17 protein-coding genes are annotated in these 17,496 nt (G+C 69.6%); 9 read left to right on the top strand and 8 right to left on the bottom strand.

Features of this window, described 5'->3' with window-relative positions; genetic code table 11:
- The first annotated feature begins 35 nt into the window (after positions 1 to 35).
- From QMK24_RS04300 to QMK24_RS04280, 5 genes are all read left to right on the top strand, one after another.
- Complete coding sequence (locus QMK24_RS04300; protein WP_285369838.1) at positions 36 to 338, top strand: SCO5918 family protein; 303 nt, start codon at positions 36 to 38, stop codon at positions 336 to 338.
- Positions 339 to 500: 162 nt separating this feature from the next.
- Positions 501 to 1,961 carry an endonuclease/exonuclease/phosphatase family protein gene (locus QMK24_RS04295; RefSeq protein WP_283463739.1) on the top strand — a complete coding sequence of 487 codons (1,461 nt, stop codon included), beginning with the start codon at positions 501 to 503 and terminating at the stop codon, positions 1,959 to 1,961.
- Positions 1,958 to 3,973 carry a phosphocholine-specific phospholipase C gene (locus tag QMK24_RS04290; protein WP_283463738.1) on the top strand — a complete coding sequence of 672 codons (2,016 nt, stop codon included), beginning with the start codon at positions 1,958 to 1,960 and terminating at the stop codon, positions 3,971 to 3,973. The genes QMK24_RS04295 and QMK24_RS04290 overlap by 4 nt, the downstream gene beginning before the upstream one ends.
- Before the next feature lie 71 nt (positions 3,974 to 4,044).
- Entirely contained in the window at positions 4,045 to 4,533 is a 489-nt protein-coding gene (locus tag QMK24_RS04285) for a GNAT family N-acetyltransferase (protein ID WP_283463737.1), read from the top strand.
- Between the two features lie 163 nt (positions 4,534 to 4,696).
- Positions 4,697 to 6,193 (top strand): peptide MFS transporter, encoded by a 1,497-nt coding sequence (locus tag QMK24_RS04280; RefSeq protein ID WP_283463736.1) that lies wholly within the window; start codon positions 4,697 to 4,699, stop codon positions 6,191 to 6,193.
- 46 nt (positions 6,194 to 6,239) lie between these two features.
- Here QMK24_RS04280 and QMK24_RS04275 read toward each other — a convergent pair whose 3' ends face one another.
- From QMK24_RS04275 to QMK24_RS04240, 8 genes are all read right to left on the bottom strand, one after another.
- On the bottom strand, positions 6,240 to 6,848 hold the full coding sequence (locus QMK24_RS04275; protein ID WP_283463735.1) for a TMEM175 family protein: 609 nt from the start codon (positions 6,846 to 6,848) through the stop codon (positions 6,240 to 6,242).
- A gap of 94 nt (positions 6,849 to 6,942) precedes the next feature.
- Complete coding sequence (locus QMK24_RS04270) at positions 6,943 to 8,379, bottom strand: nucleobase:cation symporter-2 family protein (protein ID WP_283463870.1); 1,437 nt, start codon at positions 8,377 to 8,379, stop codon at positions 6,943 to 6,945.
- Positions 8,380 to 8,650: 271 nt separating this feature from the next.
- Positions 8,651 to 10,024, bottom strand: a complete 1,374-nt coding sequence (locus QMK24_RS04265) for an 8-oxoguanine deaminase (RefSeq protein ID WP_283463734.1) — start codon at positions 10,022 to 10,024, stop codon at positions 8,651 to 8,653.
- Between the two features lie 167 nt (positions 10,025 to 10,191).
- The gene (gene pucL / locus QMK24_RS04260) at positions 10,192 to 11,115 is read right to left on the bottom strand and encodes a factor-independent urate hydroxylase (RefSeq protein WP_283463733.1); all 924 of its coding nucleotides are present in this window, start codon (positions 11,113 to 11,115) and stop codon (positions 10,192 to 10,194) included.
- A gap of 7 nt (positions 11,116 to 11,122) precedes the next feature.
- A complete protein-coding gene (uraH, locus tag QMK24_RS04255) occupies positions 11,123 to 11,533 on the bottom strand; it encodes a hydroxyisourate hydrolase (protein ID WP_283463731.1) in 411 nt (136 codons plus the stop codon).
- Positions 11,530 to 12,036, bottom strand: coding sequence for a 2-oxo-4-hydroxy-4-carboxy-5-ureidoimidazoline decarboxylase (gene uraD, locus QMK24_RS04250; RefSeq protein ID WP_283463729.1), 507 nt, complete (start codon positions 12,034 to 12,036; stop codon positions 11,530 to 11,532). The genes uraH and uraD overlap by 4 nt, the downstream gene beginning before the upstream one ends.
- 101 nt (positions 12,037 to 12,137) lie before the next feature.
- Complete coding sequence (locus tag QMK24_RS04245) at positions 12,138 to 12,458, bottom strand: helix-turn-helix domain-containing protein (protein ID WP_283463869.1); 321 nt, start codon at positions 12,456 to 12,458, stop codon at positions 12,138 to 12,140.
- 53 nt (positions 12,459 to 12,511) lie between these two features.
- Positions 12,512 to 12,763: a hypothetical protein gene (locus QMK24_RS04240; protein ID WP_283463727.1), complete on the bottom strand. Its 252-nt coding sequence runs from the start codon at positions 12,761 to 12,763 to the stop codon at positions 12,512 to 12,514.
- A 122-nt stretch (positions 12,764 to 12,885) separates the two neighbouring features.
- Between QMK24_RS04240 and QMK24_RS04235 the strand changes: the two genes are divergently transcribed.
- The 4 genes from QMK24_RS04235 (at position 12,886) to QMK24_RS04220 (ending at position 17,257) form a co-directional block, all read left to right on the top strand.
- Positions 12,886 to 13,707: a TIM barrel protein gene (locus QMK24_RS04235; RefSeq protein ID WP_283463726.1), complete on the top strand. Its 822-nt coding sequence runs from the start codon at positions 12,886 to 12,888 to the stop codon at positions 13,705 to 13,707.
- Positions 13,708 to 13,725: 18 nt separating this feature from the next.
- Positions 13,726 to 14,646, top strand: a complete 921-nt coding sequence (locus tag QMK24_RS04230; protein WP_283463725.1) for a 2-hydroxy-3-oxopropionate reductase — start codon at positions 13,726 to 13,728, stop codon at positions 14,644 to 14,646.
- A 229-nt stretch (positions 14,647 to 14,875) separates the two neighbouring features.
- A complete protein-coding gene (locus QMK24_RS04225; protein ID WP_283463724.1) occupies positions 14,876 to 16,333 on the top strand; it encodes a catalase in 1,458 nt (485 codons plus the stop codon).
- A gap of 180 nt (positions 16,334 to 16,513) precedes the next feature.
- The gene (locus tag QMK24_RS04220; protein ID WP_283463723.1) at positions 16,514 to 17,257 is read left to right on the top strand and encodes a hypothetical protein; all 744 of its coding nucleotides are present in this window, start codon (positions 16,514 to 16,516) and stop codon (positions 17,255 to 17,257) included.
- Positions 17,258 to 17,496: the final 239 nt, after the last annotated feature.

Genomic DNA, 17,496 nt, shown 5'->3' with positions numbered 1-17,496 from the left:
AGTACCTGTTACACCCCTTCTGCCCTTGCTGAGGCATGATGATCCGCTGCACCATCGCTGGAGTCTCCTTCTATCTGCAGGCAAGCGAGGTGGAGCAGAAGATGAGCGGGATCAAGCCCGAACCCATCACCGGCGAGTCTGTGAAGATCGGAAACCGCACCTACCCCGTCAAGCAGGTGGGGGCGATTATCACCCGGCAGGACCCCCGGGATTTCAGTGCCGCCCAGATGGTCCGCGCCCTGGAGAAGCTCGAGTTCAAGTGCTTCCCGAAGCCCGCGCCCGCACCGCCGGCGGAGGTTCCGGACGTACTGCCGCAGTCCCCTCCGTACTGGACCTGACAGCACCGGCGTGAGTTCTGCCGGACGTCCTTCACCGGCCATCCGGCGTTCTTGACGCGTGTGCCGCGGGCCGACTGAATAGCCCAAGTTGTTCAGCCAACTTGTGCAGCCCGGTCGGCCCGTGAGGCTGGCGTGCCCACCGGGCGGAGAGGAACCTCCCCCGTGCCACCCAGTACTCTCGCCCTCGCCTCCCCCGCCGACCCCCGTGAGGGTGACCGGCTCACGTTCCACTGGAGCACCGACACGCCGGACGCCAAGAACTGGGTCGGCGTCTACGACGGAGCCCGGCAGCCCGGCACCGGCTCCTCGATCGTGTGGAAGTACGTGCCCGGCGCTTCGGGGGACGTCGTCCTCGACACCTCCACCCTGACCGGCGGCCCCTACACCGGCTATCTGCTGGCCAAGGACGGCTACGGCATCCTGGCGCAGACCCCCGCCTTCTCGTTCCGCCCCAAGCCGGCCGTCCCGCGCCCGCACGCCGTGGTCGACGCGCTCACCACCGCGCCCGTCACCGCCGGCGGCGCCGTCTCCGTCAAGCTCGGCGGGCTGTGGATCCGTCCGCAGGGCACCCCGTCCGGCAGTGCCGCATTCAGCCGGACGGGCGGTGACTCCTGGCTGTCCGTCAGCGCGGACGGCACTGTCACCGGCACCGCTCCCGCCACCGCCCCCGCGCGGCCCGGAGTGCTGACCGTCGCCGTCAAGGACAGCACGGGCGGCAGCGACACCATCACGGTGCAGGTACCGGTGCGCAACCCCACGGCCGTTCAGCGGCTGAAGGTGGCGTCCTGGAACCTGTGGGACGCGGGCACCCATGTCGACGGCGCACTGGAGAAGCAGCTGCGCACCGTCCTCACCCAGGGTCTGGACATCGTCGCCCTGCAGGAGACCGGCGGCAGCGCCGCGAAGGCGCTCGCGGACGCGCTGGGCTGGTCGTCGTACCAGTCCAACGGCAGCCTCGGCGTCATCAGCCGCTACCCGCTGAGCGGGGTGACGGCTCCGACCACCGCTCTGCCGGCCGCCGCCGTCACGGTGCAGCTCGCCGCCGGCCACACCGTGCGGCTGTGGGCCGCGCAGCTCGACGAGAGCGACTACGGCCCCTACGCGGTGCAGGACGGCCGTTCCGCCTCGCAGGCCGAGGCCGCCGAGCAGTCGGGCGTCCGGCTGCGGCAGACGCAGGCGCTGACCGCCGCGATGAACGCCGATCTGGCCTCCGGAACCCCGGTGGTGCTGGCCGCCGGGCTAGCCTCGCCCTCACATCTGGACTGGACGGCGGCCACCGCCGCGCAGCACAGCGGGGTGGGTCCGGTGCGCTGGCCGGTCACGGTCGCGCTGCAGCAGGCGGGCCTCACCGACGCCTTCAGGGCCGCACGTCCCGACCCACTGAAGGACCCGGGGAACACCTGGTCGCCGGTGCGCAAGGTGCGCGGCAGCGGCCAGGAGCCGCAGGACCGTATCGACCAGGTCCAGTTCGCGGGCCCGCTGACGCTCGTCGAGGCCCACACCCTGGTCACCGGTTGGCCGCAGCCCGCTCCCGGCACCGCCGCCAACGGCTGGCCCTCCGACAGCGCCGCCGCCGTCGCGACCCTCACCCTGGCCGCTCCGACCCCGAAGGAATCCCGATGACCTCGCTGAGCCGCCGTTCCTTCGTGGGCGCCACCGCTGCCGCCGGCGCGGCCGCCACGGTGGGGCTGCCCGGCGCCACCGGGACGGCCGCCGCCGAATCCGCCGCCGAATCCGGCACCGCATCCGGCACCGCGTCCGCCACGGCCGGCGCCACGGCCTCCGGCACTCCGGCCGATGTGAAGCACGTCGTGGTCCTGATGCAGGAGAACCGCAGCTTCGACCACTACTTCGGCGCCCTGAACGGGGTGCGCGGCTTCGACGACAAGCAGGGGCTGGTCTTCCCCGGCGGCGATTCCGTCTTCCGGCAGCCCGACGCGGGCCGCAGCGACGGCAATGCGATGCTGCCCTTCCGGATGGACACCACCAAGTACAACGCCCAGAACGCGGGCGGGCTCGCGCACGACTGGAGCACCAGCCACCAGGCCATCAACGGCGGCGCCATGGACAAATGGGTCGCCGCCAAGGGCGAGCGCTCGATGGGCTACTTCACCCGTGCGGACATCCCCTTCCAGTACGCGCTCGCCGACGCGTTCACCCTCTGCGACGCGTACTTCTGCTCGATGGCCGGGCCCACCGACCCCAACCGCCTCTATCTCTGGTCAGGCACGGCGGGCCCCGGCAAGGACGGCACCACCGGCCCGTGGATCGACAACACCCCGCTGCCCGAGAACCCGGTCGCGGACTGGACGACGTACGCCGAACGGCTGTCCGCCCACGGCGTGAGCTGGCGCGTCTACCACAACCCGAGCCTGGACGAGCGGTACGGGGACTACGACGACAACGCGCTCGCCTACTTCTCGCAGTTCCACAAGTTCGCGGCGGACGACCCCCGTTACGTCAACGCCATGACCAAGTGGGATCTCACCGCCTTCGACCAGCACTGCAAGGACGGCACCCTGCCGACCGTGTCCTGGCTGGTCGCGCCGTATCTGTTCTGCGAGCACCCGGACGCCAGTCCCGACTACGGCGCGCACTACGTGAACACGGCGCTGCGGTCGCTGATGGCCAATCCCGAGGTCTGGAAGAACACCGTCTTCCTCGTCATGTACGACGAGAACGACGGCTACTTCGACCATGTCGTCCCGCCGGCTCCCGAATCCGGCACGGCGGAGGAGTTCGCCCAGGGGCGTCCGATCGGGCTCGGCAACCGCGTACCGCTGTGGGCCGTGTCGCCCTGGTCGCGCGGTGGCTACGTCAACTCCCAGGTCTTCGACCACACGTCCGTGCTGCGTTTCCTCGAAGTCGTCACCGGCGTCCAGGAGCCGAACATCTCCGCCTGGCGGCGCTCCGTCTGCGGGGACCTGACCAGCTGCTTCGACTTCACCAGCCCGGACTATTCGATCCCCGTGCTGCCGGACACCGTCGCGCTGATGGCCAAGGCCGACGCCAACAAGTCGCTGCCGGCGGTGAAGCTGCCCGCCACCGGCGCGCAGAGCATGCCGTCCCAGGAGCCGGGCCGGCGCCCCCACCGGCTGCTGCCCTACCGGCCCTGGGCGGACGCCGTCGTCGACCGTTCCAGCGGCAAGGTCAGCTGCACACTGGCCAACACCGGCTCCGCGGCCTTCCACTACACCGTGTACCCGAACATCGAACTGGCCTTCTCCGGAACGCCGTTCACCGTGGCGCCGGGCGCGACCGCCATCTACACCTGGGACGCATCGCACACCGACGGCCGCTACGACTTCACCGTCCACGGCGCCGACGGGTTCGTCCGGCGCTTCGCCGGCACCGTCGTCCCGGCCGGCCAGGACGATGTGGCCGTGCCGTCCGTACGCGCCGCCCTGCGCGGCACCTCCGTCGCGCTGACCCTCACGAACGACGGCAGGGAGCCCGTCCTGTTCACCGTCGCCCCGAACGACTTCGGTGGCGCCGCCCGCACCGCCTGGGTGGACCCGGGCCAGAGCGGCGAGATCCTGTGGCCCACCAGCCAGGGGCGTTACGACATCACCGCCACGGCCGGTACTGGTACCCGCTTCGCGCAGCGCTACGCGGGGACCGTGCACCCGGTCTGACCTCGGGGCGGCACCAGGGGGCGGCCGAAATCCAGTGGCGTTCGGCCGCCCCGCACTCCATGCTGTCCGTCATGCTCATCAGAGATGTGACCCCTGGCGACTGGTCCGCGATCTGGCCGTTCCTGCACGGCATCGTGGCCCGCGGGGACACCTTCACCTACCCCCGCGATCTGTCCGAGGACGTCGCGCGCGACATGTGGATGCTGCGGGCTCCTTCGCGCACCGTCGTCGCCGTGGACGAGGACGGCAAAGTCCTCGGCACCGCGAAGATGAACCCCAATCACATGGGCGGTTCCGCCCATATCTCCAGCGCGAGCTTCATGGTCGCCCCCGAGCACTCGGGACACGGCACCGGCCGGGCACTGGCCGAGGAGACCCTGCGCTGGGCCCGCGCCCAGGGGTACCGCGGGATGCAGTTCAACGCCGTCGTGGCCTCGAACGTCCGGGCCGTCGGCCTGTACGAGTCGCTCGGCTTCGCGGTGCTCGGCACGATCCCGGAGGGCTTCCTGCATCCGGAAGAGGGCTATGTCGGCCTGCACATCATGTACCGGGGGCTGTGACGCGCGCTCCCCCCGGGGTCCGCGCCGGGCCGCGCCGGGTCGGGCCGGATCAGGTCGGGCCGGGGAGGCTCAAACGTTCTTGAGCCGTCCCCGATCGGGCGCTGGCAACCTCGCTGGACACAGTGGCCGCGCCTCCGCCCGGCCCTGCCCCGGAGGAGGTCCCATGGCGGCGCCGACCACGACGGTCACTGCGGGAGAGGAGACCGCCGGCCCTCTCGGCGGTACCTTCCTGGGCCGGCCGCGCTGGTTCACCACGCTCTTCGGCCTGGACATGTGGGAGCGCTTCAGCTTCTACGGGATGGCCGCGATCCTGTTTCTCTACGCCTCCGCTTCCAAGGCCGAAGGCGGTCTCGGCCTGTCGGAGGACACCGCCACCGCGCTCTTCGGCGTCTATCTGGCGTCGGTCTTCCTCGCCTCGGTCCCCGGCGGCTGGCTCGGTGACCGGATCCTCGGAGCGCGCCGGGCGACGCTCTACGGCGGCGTCCTCATCGCGCTCGGCCACTGCTCGATGGCGCTGCCTACGGTGCCGTCCGTCTATATCGGCATGGCCCTCATCGCCGCCGGCACCGGTCTGCTGAAACCGAATCTGGCTACGGTGCTGGCCGCCTGCTACGCGCGTGAATCCCGGGCGGAACGGGACGCCGGATTCGCGATCTTCTATATGAGCATCCAGGTCAGCGCCGTCGCCGCGCCGATCGTGTGCGGCGCGCTCGGCGAATCCGTCGAATGGCATCTGGGCTTCGGCGCGGCCGCCGTGGGCATGATCCTCGGGCTGGCCCAATTCGTGCGCGGCACCAAGTACTTCGGGGACATCGGGCAACGCCCTGAACGCCCGGCCACCCCGGAGGAACGCCGCCGGGTGACCCGGCGCACCGCCGTCGCCGTGACCGTGGTGACCGTGGTGTTCGGCGCCGACGCCGCCGCCGGCACCTTCCAACTGCGTCATGCGCTGGCGCTGGGCGGGCTGCTCTCCATCGTCCTGCCGGTGGTCTGCTTCCGGCGGCTGCTGCGCAATCCGGTGGTGACCGCGCGCGAGCGGGAGCGGATCCGGGCGTACATCTGGCTCTTCCTGTCGGCCGCGTTCTTCTGGATGCTCTACATCCAGGGCGGCACGGTGCTCAGCCTGTTCGCGAAGGTACAGACGGACCGGACCATCGGCGGCTTCACGGTGCCCGCCAGCTGGTTCCAGGCGGCGGTACCGCTGTTCATCCTCGCCGCCGCGCCGGTCTCCGCCTGGCTGTGGCTCCGGCTGGGCGACCGGCTCGCCGCGCCGGCCAAGTTCGGCATCGGGCTGGGCCTGATGGGGCTGAGTCTGCTCCTGATGGCGCTGGCCACGGTGGTCGCCTCCGACGGCCACCGGGTGTCCCCGCTGTGGCTGGTGGCTGCGTACGCGCTCCAGGCGTGCGGCGAGGTGGCGCTCGCCCCGGTGGGCATGAGCGTCACCACCGAGGTGGCGCCCAGGACGTTCGTCAGCCAGATGATCGGCCTCTTCTGGCTCGCCGCTGCCCTCGGCGCGGGCGTCGGCGGGCATGCCGTTCAGCTGTCCAAGACCAGCACCCCGGGGGCGGGTTACTACCTGGCGCTGGGCATCCCGGCGCTGCTCGCCGGCGCCGCGCTCATCCTGGGCAGCCGCAGGCTGCGCGAGCGGCTGGGGGTGTGACCGGATGGGGATGTGACCGGCGGGGGGTGTGGCCGGCCGGGCAGCCTCAGGCGGCGGCCCGGGTCGGCACCGGAACCTGGTTGAAGGCGTAGTAGACGGCCAGCAGTCCATGGACGGCGAGGGTGAGAGGGGCGGAGACGAAGGCCAGTCCGACCGTGATCGGGTAGACGACGGTGCCGACCGCGAACCGCCACCGGGTGGCACGCGCGGCGGCCACGTCGACCCGGCTGTCGAAGAGGTGACCGGTCTTCGTCAGATGCCACCACACCGCCTGGAACGTCAGCGCGTGCGCGACCATGAAACCGCTGTAGACGGCCGCGGCCGCGTGCGAGGCATGGCCGCTGCGCAGATACTCGGCCATCAGCGCGGCCGGCCAGGGCAGCGCGGCGACGCCCATCAGCAGCAGCAGATTGAGGAAGAGCAGCGCACGGTCCACGTGCGCGATGAAGCCGAAGACCGTGTGGTGGTTGACCCACATGATGCCGATGACCAGGAAGGTCACCGCGTACGCCGCGTACGACGGCCACATGCGGCCGAGCGCCGACCACAGGTTCCCGTCCGCGTGCGGCGGCACCTTGATCTCCAGCACCAGCAGGGTGATCGCGATGGCGAACACCCCGTCGCTGAACGCCTCGACCCGACCCGACTCATTCATTGCGTCCCCCTCCGCATGCCACGACCGGCACATCCTGACATGCGGAGGGGCGGCCGGGGAGGATCTAGGCCGCCCTCCCGCTTGCGGCGTGACGTCAGTGCACCGGCACGGACCGGGACTCCGCTGCGGGTTGCGCCGGTTCGGCCGGTTCGCCCGGTGCGGACGGTTCCGCCGCCGGCTTGCGGCCCAGGTGGTTGAAGGCGAGGTTGAGGACGACCGCGACCAGGCACCCGGTGCTGATGCCGGAGTCGAGGATGATCTTCAGATGGTCGTTGAAGTGCTCGTAGAAGGTGTTCGAGACGACCGGGATGATGCCGACGCCGAGCGCGGCGGCCACGATCAGCAGGTTGTTCCCGTCGGAGAGGTCCGCCTCGGTGAGGGTCTTGATACCGCTGGCGGCGACCGAGCCGAAGAGGACGAGACCGGCACCGCCCAGCACGGGCTGCGGGACGAGGGCGATGACGGAGGCCAGCGCCGGGCACAGGCCGAGCAGGATGAGGATGCCGCCGCCCGCGGCGACGACGAAACGGCTGCGGACCTTGGTGATGGCGACGAGGCCGATGTTCTGCGCGAAGGCGCTGGCCATGAAGCCGTTGAAGACCGGGCTGATGGCCGAGCCGAGCGCGTCGGCGCGGATGCCGGCGGCGAGCATCTTCTCGTCGGCCGGCTTGTCGACGATCTTGCCGAGGGCGAGGATGTCGGCGGTCGACTCCGTCATGCAGACCAGCATGACCACGCACATCGAGATGATGGCCGCGATCTGGAACTCGGGCGCCCCGAAGTGGAACGGGTCGGGGAAACCGACCAGGCCCGCGTCGCCGATCGAGCTGAAATCGGACTTGCCCATCGGGATGGCGAGCAGTGTGCCGAGCACCAGGCCGATGAGGATGGCGACCTGCTGCAGGAAGCCGGTGAGCACCCGGCGCAGTACCAGGACGATGGCCAGCGTCGCGGCGGCGAGCGCGATGTTGGAGGTCGACGCGTAGTCGGGCGAGCTGGCCACGCCGCCCTGTGACCAGTTGATGGCGACCGGCAGCAGGGACAGGCCGATCAGCGTGATCACCGAGCCGGTGACGACCGGCGGGAAGAAGCGGATGAGCTTGCAGAAGTACGGGGCGAGGATGAATCCCAGCACCCCGGCGACGATCACCGCGCCGTAGATGACGGGCAGCGCGTGCCCCGGCGCCGCGGATTTGCCGATGGCGAGCATCGGGGCCACCCCGGCGAAGGAGACGCCGTTGACGAAGGGCAGCCGGGCGCCGATCTTCCAGATGCCGAGGGTCTGGAGCAGGGTGGCGAGACCCGCGGTGAAGAGGCTGGCGCCCATGAGGAAGGTGATGTCAGCGGTGGAGAGACCTATCCCGGCCCCGACCACGAGCGGCGGCGCCACCACACCCGCGTACATCGCGGCGACGTGCTGCAGGCCGCTGGTGATGAGCTTGCCGGCGGGCAGGGTCTGGTCCACGGGATGCGCGGCGTGCACGGGGACTTCTACGGGTTCTACGGGCTCGGCGGGCTCTGCGGGTTCCACGGATTGAGCGACCACGGTTCCTCCTGTCGGTTACGCGAAGCGCACTGCGGGTTTCAGGGAGGTGCATGTACGGGGTGCGTGTACGGGGTGCATGTACGGGGTCAAACCATCAAGCAGAGGGGTATGAGCGGGTACGAAAAACGCCGCCCCCGGGGAGTCCGGGACCGACCGTGGTCCACGGTCCGGGGGCGGCGCTGCCGGAACCCGCGCGAGCGCGGGATCCAGCGGCCGGTCAGGGGCCGTCCCTCCCTGACCGGTTGCTCTGGGTGGGTCAGACGAGGCCGGCGATCTTCGCGAGGCGCTGGGCCTGGGCCCGGGTGAGACGCGCGATGGCGTCCTCGTCGACCGTGGTGAGTCTGCTGTTCTCCACGACCGGCTTGCCGTTGATGAGCGACAGGGTGACCGGGGCGGCCGCTCCCATCACCAGCGCGGCGACCGGGTCGGCGATGGAGGAGTGGCCGATGCCGTCGACCTTCCACAGCACCAGGTCGGCGAGCTTGCCGGCCTCGATGGAGCCGATCTGGTCGGCGCGGCCGAGCACCTGCGCACCGCCGTAGGTGCCCAGCCGCAGCGCCTGGCGGGTGTTGAGCGCCTTCTCACCGCCGCCGAGGCGGTTGATGAGGAGCGCGTTGCGCAGTTCGGTGTGCAGCTCGCCGGACTCGTTGGAGGCGGTGCCGTCCACGCCGAGGCCGACCGGGACGCCGGAGGCGAGCATGTCGGGGACGCGGGCGATGCCGGCCGCGAGGCGGGCGTTGGAGGACGGGCAGTGCGCCACGCCGGTCTTCGTCCGGGCGAAGGCGGCGATGTCGGAGTCGTTCATGTGGACGCAGTGCGCCATCCACACGTCGTCGCCGAGCCAGCCGGTGGACTCGAAGTAGTCGGTCGGGCCCATGCCGAAGAGTTCATGGCAGAACTTCTCCTCCTCGACGGTCTCCGAGCCGTGGGTGTGCAGGCGTACGCCCTTGCGGCGGGCCAGCAGCGCGCCCTCCCGCATCAGGTCGGTGGAGACGGAGAAGGGGGAGCAGGGCGCGACGGCGATGTGCAGCATCGAGTCGAACGAGGCGTCGTGGTGCTTGTCGATGGCCTCCTCGGTCGCGGCCAGCGCGCCTTCGAGGGTCTCGACGGCGAAGTCCGGCGGCAGGCCGCCGTCCGACTGGCCGCGGTCCATGGAGCCGCGGGCGGCGGTGAAGCGGACGCCCATCTCCTTGGCGGCGCGGATCTCGGCGCCGAGGAGGTCGCCCGCGCCCTTGGGGAAGACGTAGTGGTGGTCCATCGCGGTGGTCACACCGCCGCGGGCCATCATCGCCAGGGAGCCCTGCGCGGCCGCGTAGACCATCTCCTCGTCGATGCGCGCCCAGGTCGGGTACAGCTCGACGAGCCAGTTGAAGAGGTTGCTGTCCTGGGCGAGACCCCGGGTGAGCCACTGGTAGAAGTGGTGGTGGGTGTTGACCAGGCCCGGGGTGACCAGATGGCCGGTGCCGTCGACGCGGCGGACCACGTTCTCCAGACCCTGGGGGGCAGCGCCGGCGCCTACCGACTCGATGCGGTTGCCCGCGATGACGACATGGCCCGAGGCGTACTCGGTGTCGTTCGCGTCCACGGTGGCGATAGCGCAGTTCTCGATGACGATGCGCGGTGCTGCCATGGCAGTCCCTCTTGCTTCCTTCTCGATGGACGAACCCGGGGGTCGAGCGGGGTGACGACCGGGTCCGCAGTGCTGCTTGCGCAGATGCCCCCGCTCTCCCCCTGGTCCCCGCATCGGATGCGGGGACCGTGACGCCGGCGCGCGCGTCGGGGGATACAGCAGAGGTACTACAGGTTGGTGAGATCGACCGGGATCCGCGCCTCGACACCGTCACGGAGGACGGTGCCCTCGATCAGGCCGTAGGGCCGGTCGGCGGCGAAATACACCTCATTGTCGTTCTTCAGGCCGAACGGTTCGAGGTCCACCAGGAAGTGGTGGCTGTTCGGGAGCGAGAAGCGGATCTCGTCGATCTCCGAACGGCTGTTGATGATGCGCGAGCCCATCTGGTACAGCGTCTGCTGGAGGGAGAGGCTGTAGGTCTCGGCGAACGCCTGGAGCATGTGCTTGCGCGTCTGCTCGAAGGACTTCTCCCAGTTGGGCATGCGCTCGTCGTCGCTGGACCAGTTGAAGCGCCACTTGGCCGACACCTCGGTGCACAGGATGCGGTCGTACGCTTCCTTGAGGGTCGTGTACTTGTCCTTGACGTAGCCCCAGAACTCCGAGTTGGTGGAGTTCATGACCTTGAGGTCCTTCAGACCCGAGATGACCTCCCACTTCTCACCGTCGAAGGTGATCTGGGTGGTGCGGGTCTGCTGGTTGGTGCGCGCGAAGGAGTGGTTGACCTCGTCGGCCCCGATGAACCGGGAGCTGGCGTCGGACGTCGCGATGCGCTCCCAGCTGTACTCCTCGATCCGGATCCGCGCGATCTTGATCGGCTCCTGGCTGGTCACGAAGTGCCGCGCCAGGTGGATGCCGAACTGCTCGGCCGACTCGATCCCGTATTCCTTCGCGAAGGCGTACACGGTGTTCTTGGTGGTGTCGGTCGGCAGGACGTTCGCGTTGCTGCCGGAGTAGTGCACGTCCTCCATGTCGCCGGACAGGGCGACGGAGACGTTGAGGTCCTTGATGTGATGGGTGTCGCCATCACGGGTGATCCTGACGACGCGGTTTTCCGCTTTGCCGTACTGGTTCTGGCCGAGAATCGTGGGCATGTCGGTGCTAGCTCCCTCGGTATACGGAGTAGCCGAACGGGTTGAGCAGCAGCGGTACGTGGTAGTGCTCACCCGGTTCGACGGCGAAAGTGATCGCCACCTCCGGGAAGAAAGCGCCGCTGTCCCTTACGCGGGGGGCGTCCTGCTGTGCCTCGGCTGAGATGGCTGTGCTGGTGGAAGACGTGCTGGTGAAACCTGAGAAGTACTGCTCGACCGCGAAGTCGAGCCGTACGTGGGTGGTGCCCTCCGGCAGGGCCGGCAGATCCTTGCAGCGGCCGTCGGCGTCGGTCTTGGAGACGCCGTGCGGTGCCCACAGGTCGTCGATGCCCTTGCGGACCGACAGTTCCACGGGGACGCCCTCGGCGGGGCGGCCGACGCTGGTGTCCAGGATGTGCGTGGACACGGAGGTCTCCGTCATGCCGGGTCTCCTTCTTCTGCGAGGCGGGTCAGCCGGATACGGTTGATCTTTCCCAGTTCGGCGCGGACGATCTCACGTTCGGTGTCCGCGTCGTTGCCGATCCGCTCCTTGAGGGCGGCCAGCATCTGGTCACCGGTACGGCCGGTGGCGCAGATCAGGAAGACATGTCCGTGGGCGTCCTGGTACGCGAGATTGAGCTGCAGGAGCTCTTCGCGGACGGATTCCTGGACGCCGCTCTGCTCCCGCTCCGAGGTCGGGTCGCCCGGCTTGGGGCGGCCGATCGGCGGGTGTCCGGCCATCGCCTCGCCGAGGTCGTCGGCGGTCAGTCCCGCCATGGCCGCGTCGCTCGCCGCGAAGAGTGCGCCGAGGTCCTGGTACGGCCGGCCGGCGATCACCGCCGCGCCCCACGACCGGCTGGCGCACACCTCGTGCAGCAGTCCGGCCGCGTCGGACGCGGTGGCTGAGTTGAGCCGGGCGAGGCCCGGCGAAGCGCTGGAAGTCACAGCCGCAAGCTACGAGCCGGGATCCGGCCACGTCAACACTTTGTTGAAAACTTCCCGTAACAAAAGGTGGCCGTGAGGTTGCCGGCGAGGTCCCCCGATGATCACTCGGCGGCCTTCGCGGCGTTCTCCCTGTTCAGGTAGTTGTAGACGGTGAAGCGGCTCACGCCCAGGGCGGAAGCGACCGTCTCGACCCCGTGCCGCACGGAGAATGCGCCGCGCTCCTCGAGGATCCTGACCACACCCTGCTTGTCCTTGCGGTCCAGCTCGGACAGCGTTCCGTGCCGGCGTTGGAGGTCGGCCAGAATGTGATCGAGCGAATCGGCCAGATGGGGGAGCCGGACCGCGACCACGTCCTCGCCCTCCCAGCTGAGCACCACATCATCGCCCCGCGCCTGATCGGGCGCGACCATCTCGGCTCCCATGGCGTCCACCAGCGGCTTGACCGCCTCGGCGAACGGGTGCCCCCCGGTTGCGGTCACTTATCGCCCTCCCCGATGACGTTCACCTGAAGCGAGACCCGAGTGGCGCCCGCCGCGAGGGTGCGCCGGAGCAGCTCCGCCACCGCGGCGACCACCGCCTCGGGAGAGCCTTCCGCGGTGTTGCCGAACGGTCCGACGTCCACCGCGTCCAGATTCGCCGTCTCGACGACCTCGCGGGCCACCAGCGCATGGCCGGGGGCCTCGTCGAGGTCGAACGGCTCCGTCGTGAATTCAAGCCTCAATCTCACGGGCCCAACCTAACCGGTCGGCCTCCCGGGGGGACATCCCCACTTGACAGCCGCCGCCCAGTTCATTCACTCTTCCGTTAAGCAGAAACTAACTTCCGCAATACGGAAGGAGCGCAACGCTAGTGAGCCTCTCCGACGCGCGCTTCGATGTGAACCTCTCGATCCTCTTCACGGAACTCCCGCTCCTGGAGCGTCCCGCGGCAGCCGCCGCGGCCGGCTTCACGGCGGTCGAGCTGTGGTGGCCCTGGATCGAAACACCCACCCCCACCCAGGCCGAACTCGACGCACTGCGCAACGCGCTGAACGACGCCGGCACCCAGCTGGTGGGCCTGAACTTCTACGCCGGGCAGCTGCCGGGCCCCGACCGGGGCGCGCTGTCGCTCCCCGGCGAGGAGTCGGACCGCTTCCGCGCGAACATCGACGTCGCCGCCGACTTCGCCCGCTCCGTCGGCTGCACGGCGCTCAACGCGCTGTACGGCAACCGGGTCGAGGGCGTCGCCCCCGAGGTCCAGGATGCCCTGGCCCTGGAGAACCTGGTACTGGCGGCCCGCGCCGCCGACCGGGTCGGCGCGATCCTCCTGGTGGAGGCGCTCAACAAGCCCGAGTCGCCGCTGTACCCGCTGGTCAGCGCACCCTCCGCGATCGAGGTCGTGGACCGGGTGAACGCGGCCACCGGACTGGGCAACGCCAAGTTCCTGATGGACCTGTATCACCTGTCGATGAACGGCGAGGACCTCAATGAGGTCATCGACCGCTTCGCCGGCAAGACGGGCCATGTGCAGATCGCCGACAACCCGGGCCGCGGCGCTCCGGGCACCGGCTCGCTGCCGCTGGACGACCTCGTCGGCCGCCTGCAGAAGGCGGGCTACGACGGCTGGATCGGCCTCGAATACAAGCCCACCGGCCCGAGTGCCGACAACTTCCAGTGGCTCTCCGCCCACTGATCCGAAAGGTCACAGATCATGAGCTCCCTCACGGGTTCCTCCCACCCAACCCGCCCGGCGATCGCTTGGATCGGCCTCGGCATCATGGGCTCCCCCATGGCCGAGAACCTGGTCAAGGCGGGTTACTCCGTCACCGGTTACACCCTTGAGCAGGACAAGCTGGACCGCCTGGCGGCCAACGGCGGCACCGCTGCGGCCTCCATCGCCGAGGCCGTCAAGGACGCCGACGTCATCATCACGATGGTGCCGGCCTCCCCGCAGGTCGAGGCCATCGCCTACGGCGAGAACGGCATCCTGGAGAACGCGAAGTCCGGCGCGCTCCTGATCGACACCTCCTCGATCACCCCGCAGACCTCCGTCGACCTGGCGAAGGCCGCGGCCGCCAAGGGCATCCGCGTGCTGGACGCCCCGGTCTCCGGCGGCGAGGCCGGAGCCATCGAGGCCGTACTGTCGATCATGGTCGGCGGCGAGAAGGCCGACTTCGACATCGCGAAGCCGATCCTCGACAAGCTCGGCAAGACGATCGTCCTGTGCGGCCCGCACGGCTCCGGCCAGACGGTCAAGGCTGCCAACCAGCTCATCGTCGCGGTCAACATCCAGGCGTGCGCCGAAGCCGTGGTCTTCCTGGAGAAGTCCGGCGTGGACCTGGAAGCCGCCCTGGAGGTCCTCAACGGCGGTCTGGCCGGCTCCACCGTGCTGACCCGCAAGAAGGACAACTTCCTCAAGCGCGACTTCGCCCCGGGCTTCCGGATCGACCTCCACCACAAGGACATGGGCATCGTCACCGACGCCGCCCGCAATGTCGGTGCCGCGCTGCCCGTCGGCTCCGTCGTCGCCAACCTGGTCGCCTCGCTGCGCGCCCAGGGTGACGGCGGCCTGGACCACTCGGCGCTGCTGCGCGGTGTCGAGCGGCTGTCCGGCCTGCCCGTCATCAGCTGACCGGCACCCGCTGACCGGCATCCGGTCGGCCGCGAGGCCCCGCCTCGCCCCCAGATTCCGCCCGGCGGTGCGTGACCTGTCCTGTCGCGCCCAAACGCACCGCCGGGCGGCACCACTCAGCACCCCATCAGCAACTTCAACAAACTGTTGACATTTCCCGGGGCCGGTCCTTAATGTCCGGCATACCGATACAAGCTTTCGCTTCCCTTGGTAGTTACGGAAGGCCGCCATGCCCAAGCACACGCTGACAACTGAGTCCGGCGCACCAGTCGCCGACAACCAGAACTCCGCCTCCGCCGGCCTCGGCGGCCCTCTGCTGATCCAGGACCAGCAGCTCATCGAGAAGCTGGCCCGGTTCAACCGGGAGCGCATTCCGGAGCGCGTCGTGCACGCCCGCGGCTCCGGTGCGTACGGCTACTTCGAGGTGACCGACGACGTCACCGGCTTCACCCGCGCCGACTTCCTGAACACGGTCGGCAAGCGCACCCAGACGTTCATCCGCTTCTCGACCGTCGCCGACAACCTCGGTGGCGCCGACGCGGTGCGCGACCCGCGCGGCTTCGCGCTGAAGTTCTACACCGAAGAGGGCAACTACGACCTCGTCGGGAACAACACCCCGGTGTTCTTCATCAAGGACCCGATCAAGTTCCCGGACTTCATCCACTCGCAGAAGCGCGACCCGTTCACCGGTATCCAGGAAGCCGACAACGTCTGGGACTTCTGGTCGCACTCCCCGGAGTCGACCCACCAGATCACCTGGCTCTTCGGCGACCGCGGCATCCCCGCCTCGTACCGTCACATGAACGGCTACGGCTCGCACACGTACCAGTGGACGAACGCGCAGGGCGAGGCCTTCTTCGTCAAGTACCACTTCAAGACCAACCAGGGCGTGCGCTCGCTCTCCTCCGAGCAGGCCGCCGAGCAGGTCGGCAAGGACGCCAACAGCCACCAGCGCGACCTCGTGCAGTCGATCGAGCGCGGTGTGAACCCGTCCTGGACGCTGCACGCGCAGATCATGCCGGCGGCCGACGCGGCGGAGTACCGCTTCAACCCGTTCGACGTCACCAAGGTGTGGCCGCACGCGGACTACCCGCTGCAGCGGGTCGGCCGCCTCGTGCTGGACCGGAACCCGGACAACGTGTTCCAGGAGGTCGAGCAGGCCGCGTTCTCCCCCAACAACTTCGTGCCCGGCATCGGCCCGTCCCCGGACAAGATGCTCCAGGGCCGGCTCTTCGCCTACGCCGACGCGCAGCGCTACCGCCTGGGCATCAACCACACCCTTCTGCCGGTCAACGCGCCGAAGGCGACCGAAGCCCTCAACTACGGCCGTGACGGTCTGATGTCGACCCGCAACGGCGGCCGCGGCCTGAAGAACTACGAGCCCAACTCGTACGAGGGTCCGTCCCAGACCGACCTGGCGCTGTCCGCCCCGCAGGCCGTGTCCGGCTACACCGGCACCCACGAGGCCACGTCTCACGTCAAGGACGACGACTTCTTCCAGGCCGGCGAGCTGTACCGGCTCATGTCGGACGACGAGAAGTCCCGTCTGATCGCCAACATCGCGGGCTTCCTCTCGCAGGTCACCCGTGATGACGTGGTCGACAGGAACCTCGCCCACTTCCACGCCGCCGACACCGAGTACGGCACGCGACTGGAAGCGTCGGTCCGCGCACTGCGCGAGGGCTGACCCACCAAGCCGGCCCGCACCGCCGTGAACTTCTGAGGGGTAGGTCACGGCAGTGCGGGCTATGGGTTCCGCCCGGCGGCGCGACGACTGTCCTGTCGCGCCAACTGCGTCGCCGGGCGGGTCCAATCTCCTGCAAGATGGGGTAACGACCGTCGCCGGAGCCCGCCTTGGAGTCGAACCATGGCAGAGAGTGTGCCCGTGCGCTGCCCGGCCTGCCGCCGCGAGCACGCGTTCAGCACCACCACCTACCCCTGCGCCTGCGGCACGCCGCTGACGCTCCCGCTGTTGCGCGGCGGAGTCCCGGTCGAGATACGCCACCGTTCGTGGGACGACTCCTGGGTGAGCATGCGCTGCCCCGACTGCGGCCGGCTGGACCAGTGGCCGCAGCCCGAATTCGGCTGCGAGTGCGGCTCGGTGATCCGGCTGCCGGTCGACACCGCGGCCCTCACCCCTCCAGGGCCGGCCACCGCCGCCCTGCGCCCGCTCTCCGGCACCCCTTCCGTGCCCGCCTCCGGTCCGCCGGCGCCCGCGCCCCGTCCGCCGTTCCGCCCGGTCACCATCCGTACCGGCCGGGACGCGCTCACCGCCGCCGCCCAGTACCTGAAGTGGCTCGGCTTCGCCGGGGTGCGCCCGGCGGGCGACCACGCGGCCAACGGCATCGATCTGCGCGGCGACGGCCTCGTGGCCCAGATCGACCCCACCACCCAGCCCACCACGCTGCGCGACATCGAGTGCCTGTGGCTCAACTGCCTCAACGAGGACGCCGTCGGCGCCTTCTTCTCCCTGGCCGGCTACGCGCACGACGCCCGGCTGCGCGCCGACCAGCTGGAGGTACCGCTGTTCGTGATGGATCTAACCGGCACCCCGCAGCCGGTCAACGACGCGGCCGACGCGCTGATGCGATCGGGACCCGTCATTCCCTAGCGATGTCGTAACCACCGAGAGCGGGCTGCCGGTTGGCGGCCCGCTCTTTCGCGTCCGCGGCGGGTGCACGGGCGCGTGGGTGTGCAGGGCCCGTACGGGGGCCTGCGCGGGTGCTCCCTTGACGCGTGGATGACGGCGTCTTAGATTACTTCCATATAGCAGAACTACACTTCCGTATTGCGGAAACAAGCACTGTGGAAACCGGGCGCCCTGGCCTCGCAGCAAGAGCCCACCCCGAC

Origin of the sequence: Streptomyces sp. PH10-H1 (assembly GCF_030063355.1) — a bacterium.
Lineage (GTDB): Bacteria > Actinomycetota > Actinomycetes > Streptomycetales > Streptomycetaceae > Actinacidiphila.
Note: the sequence above shows the minus strand (reverse complement) of the source record. Positions and strands in the feature narration are given on the sequence as shown.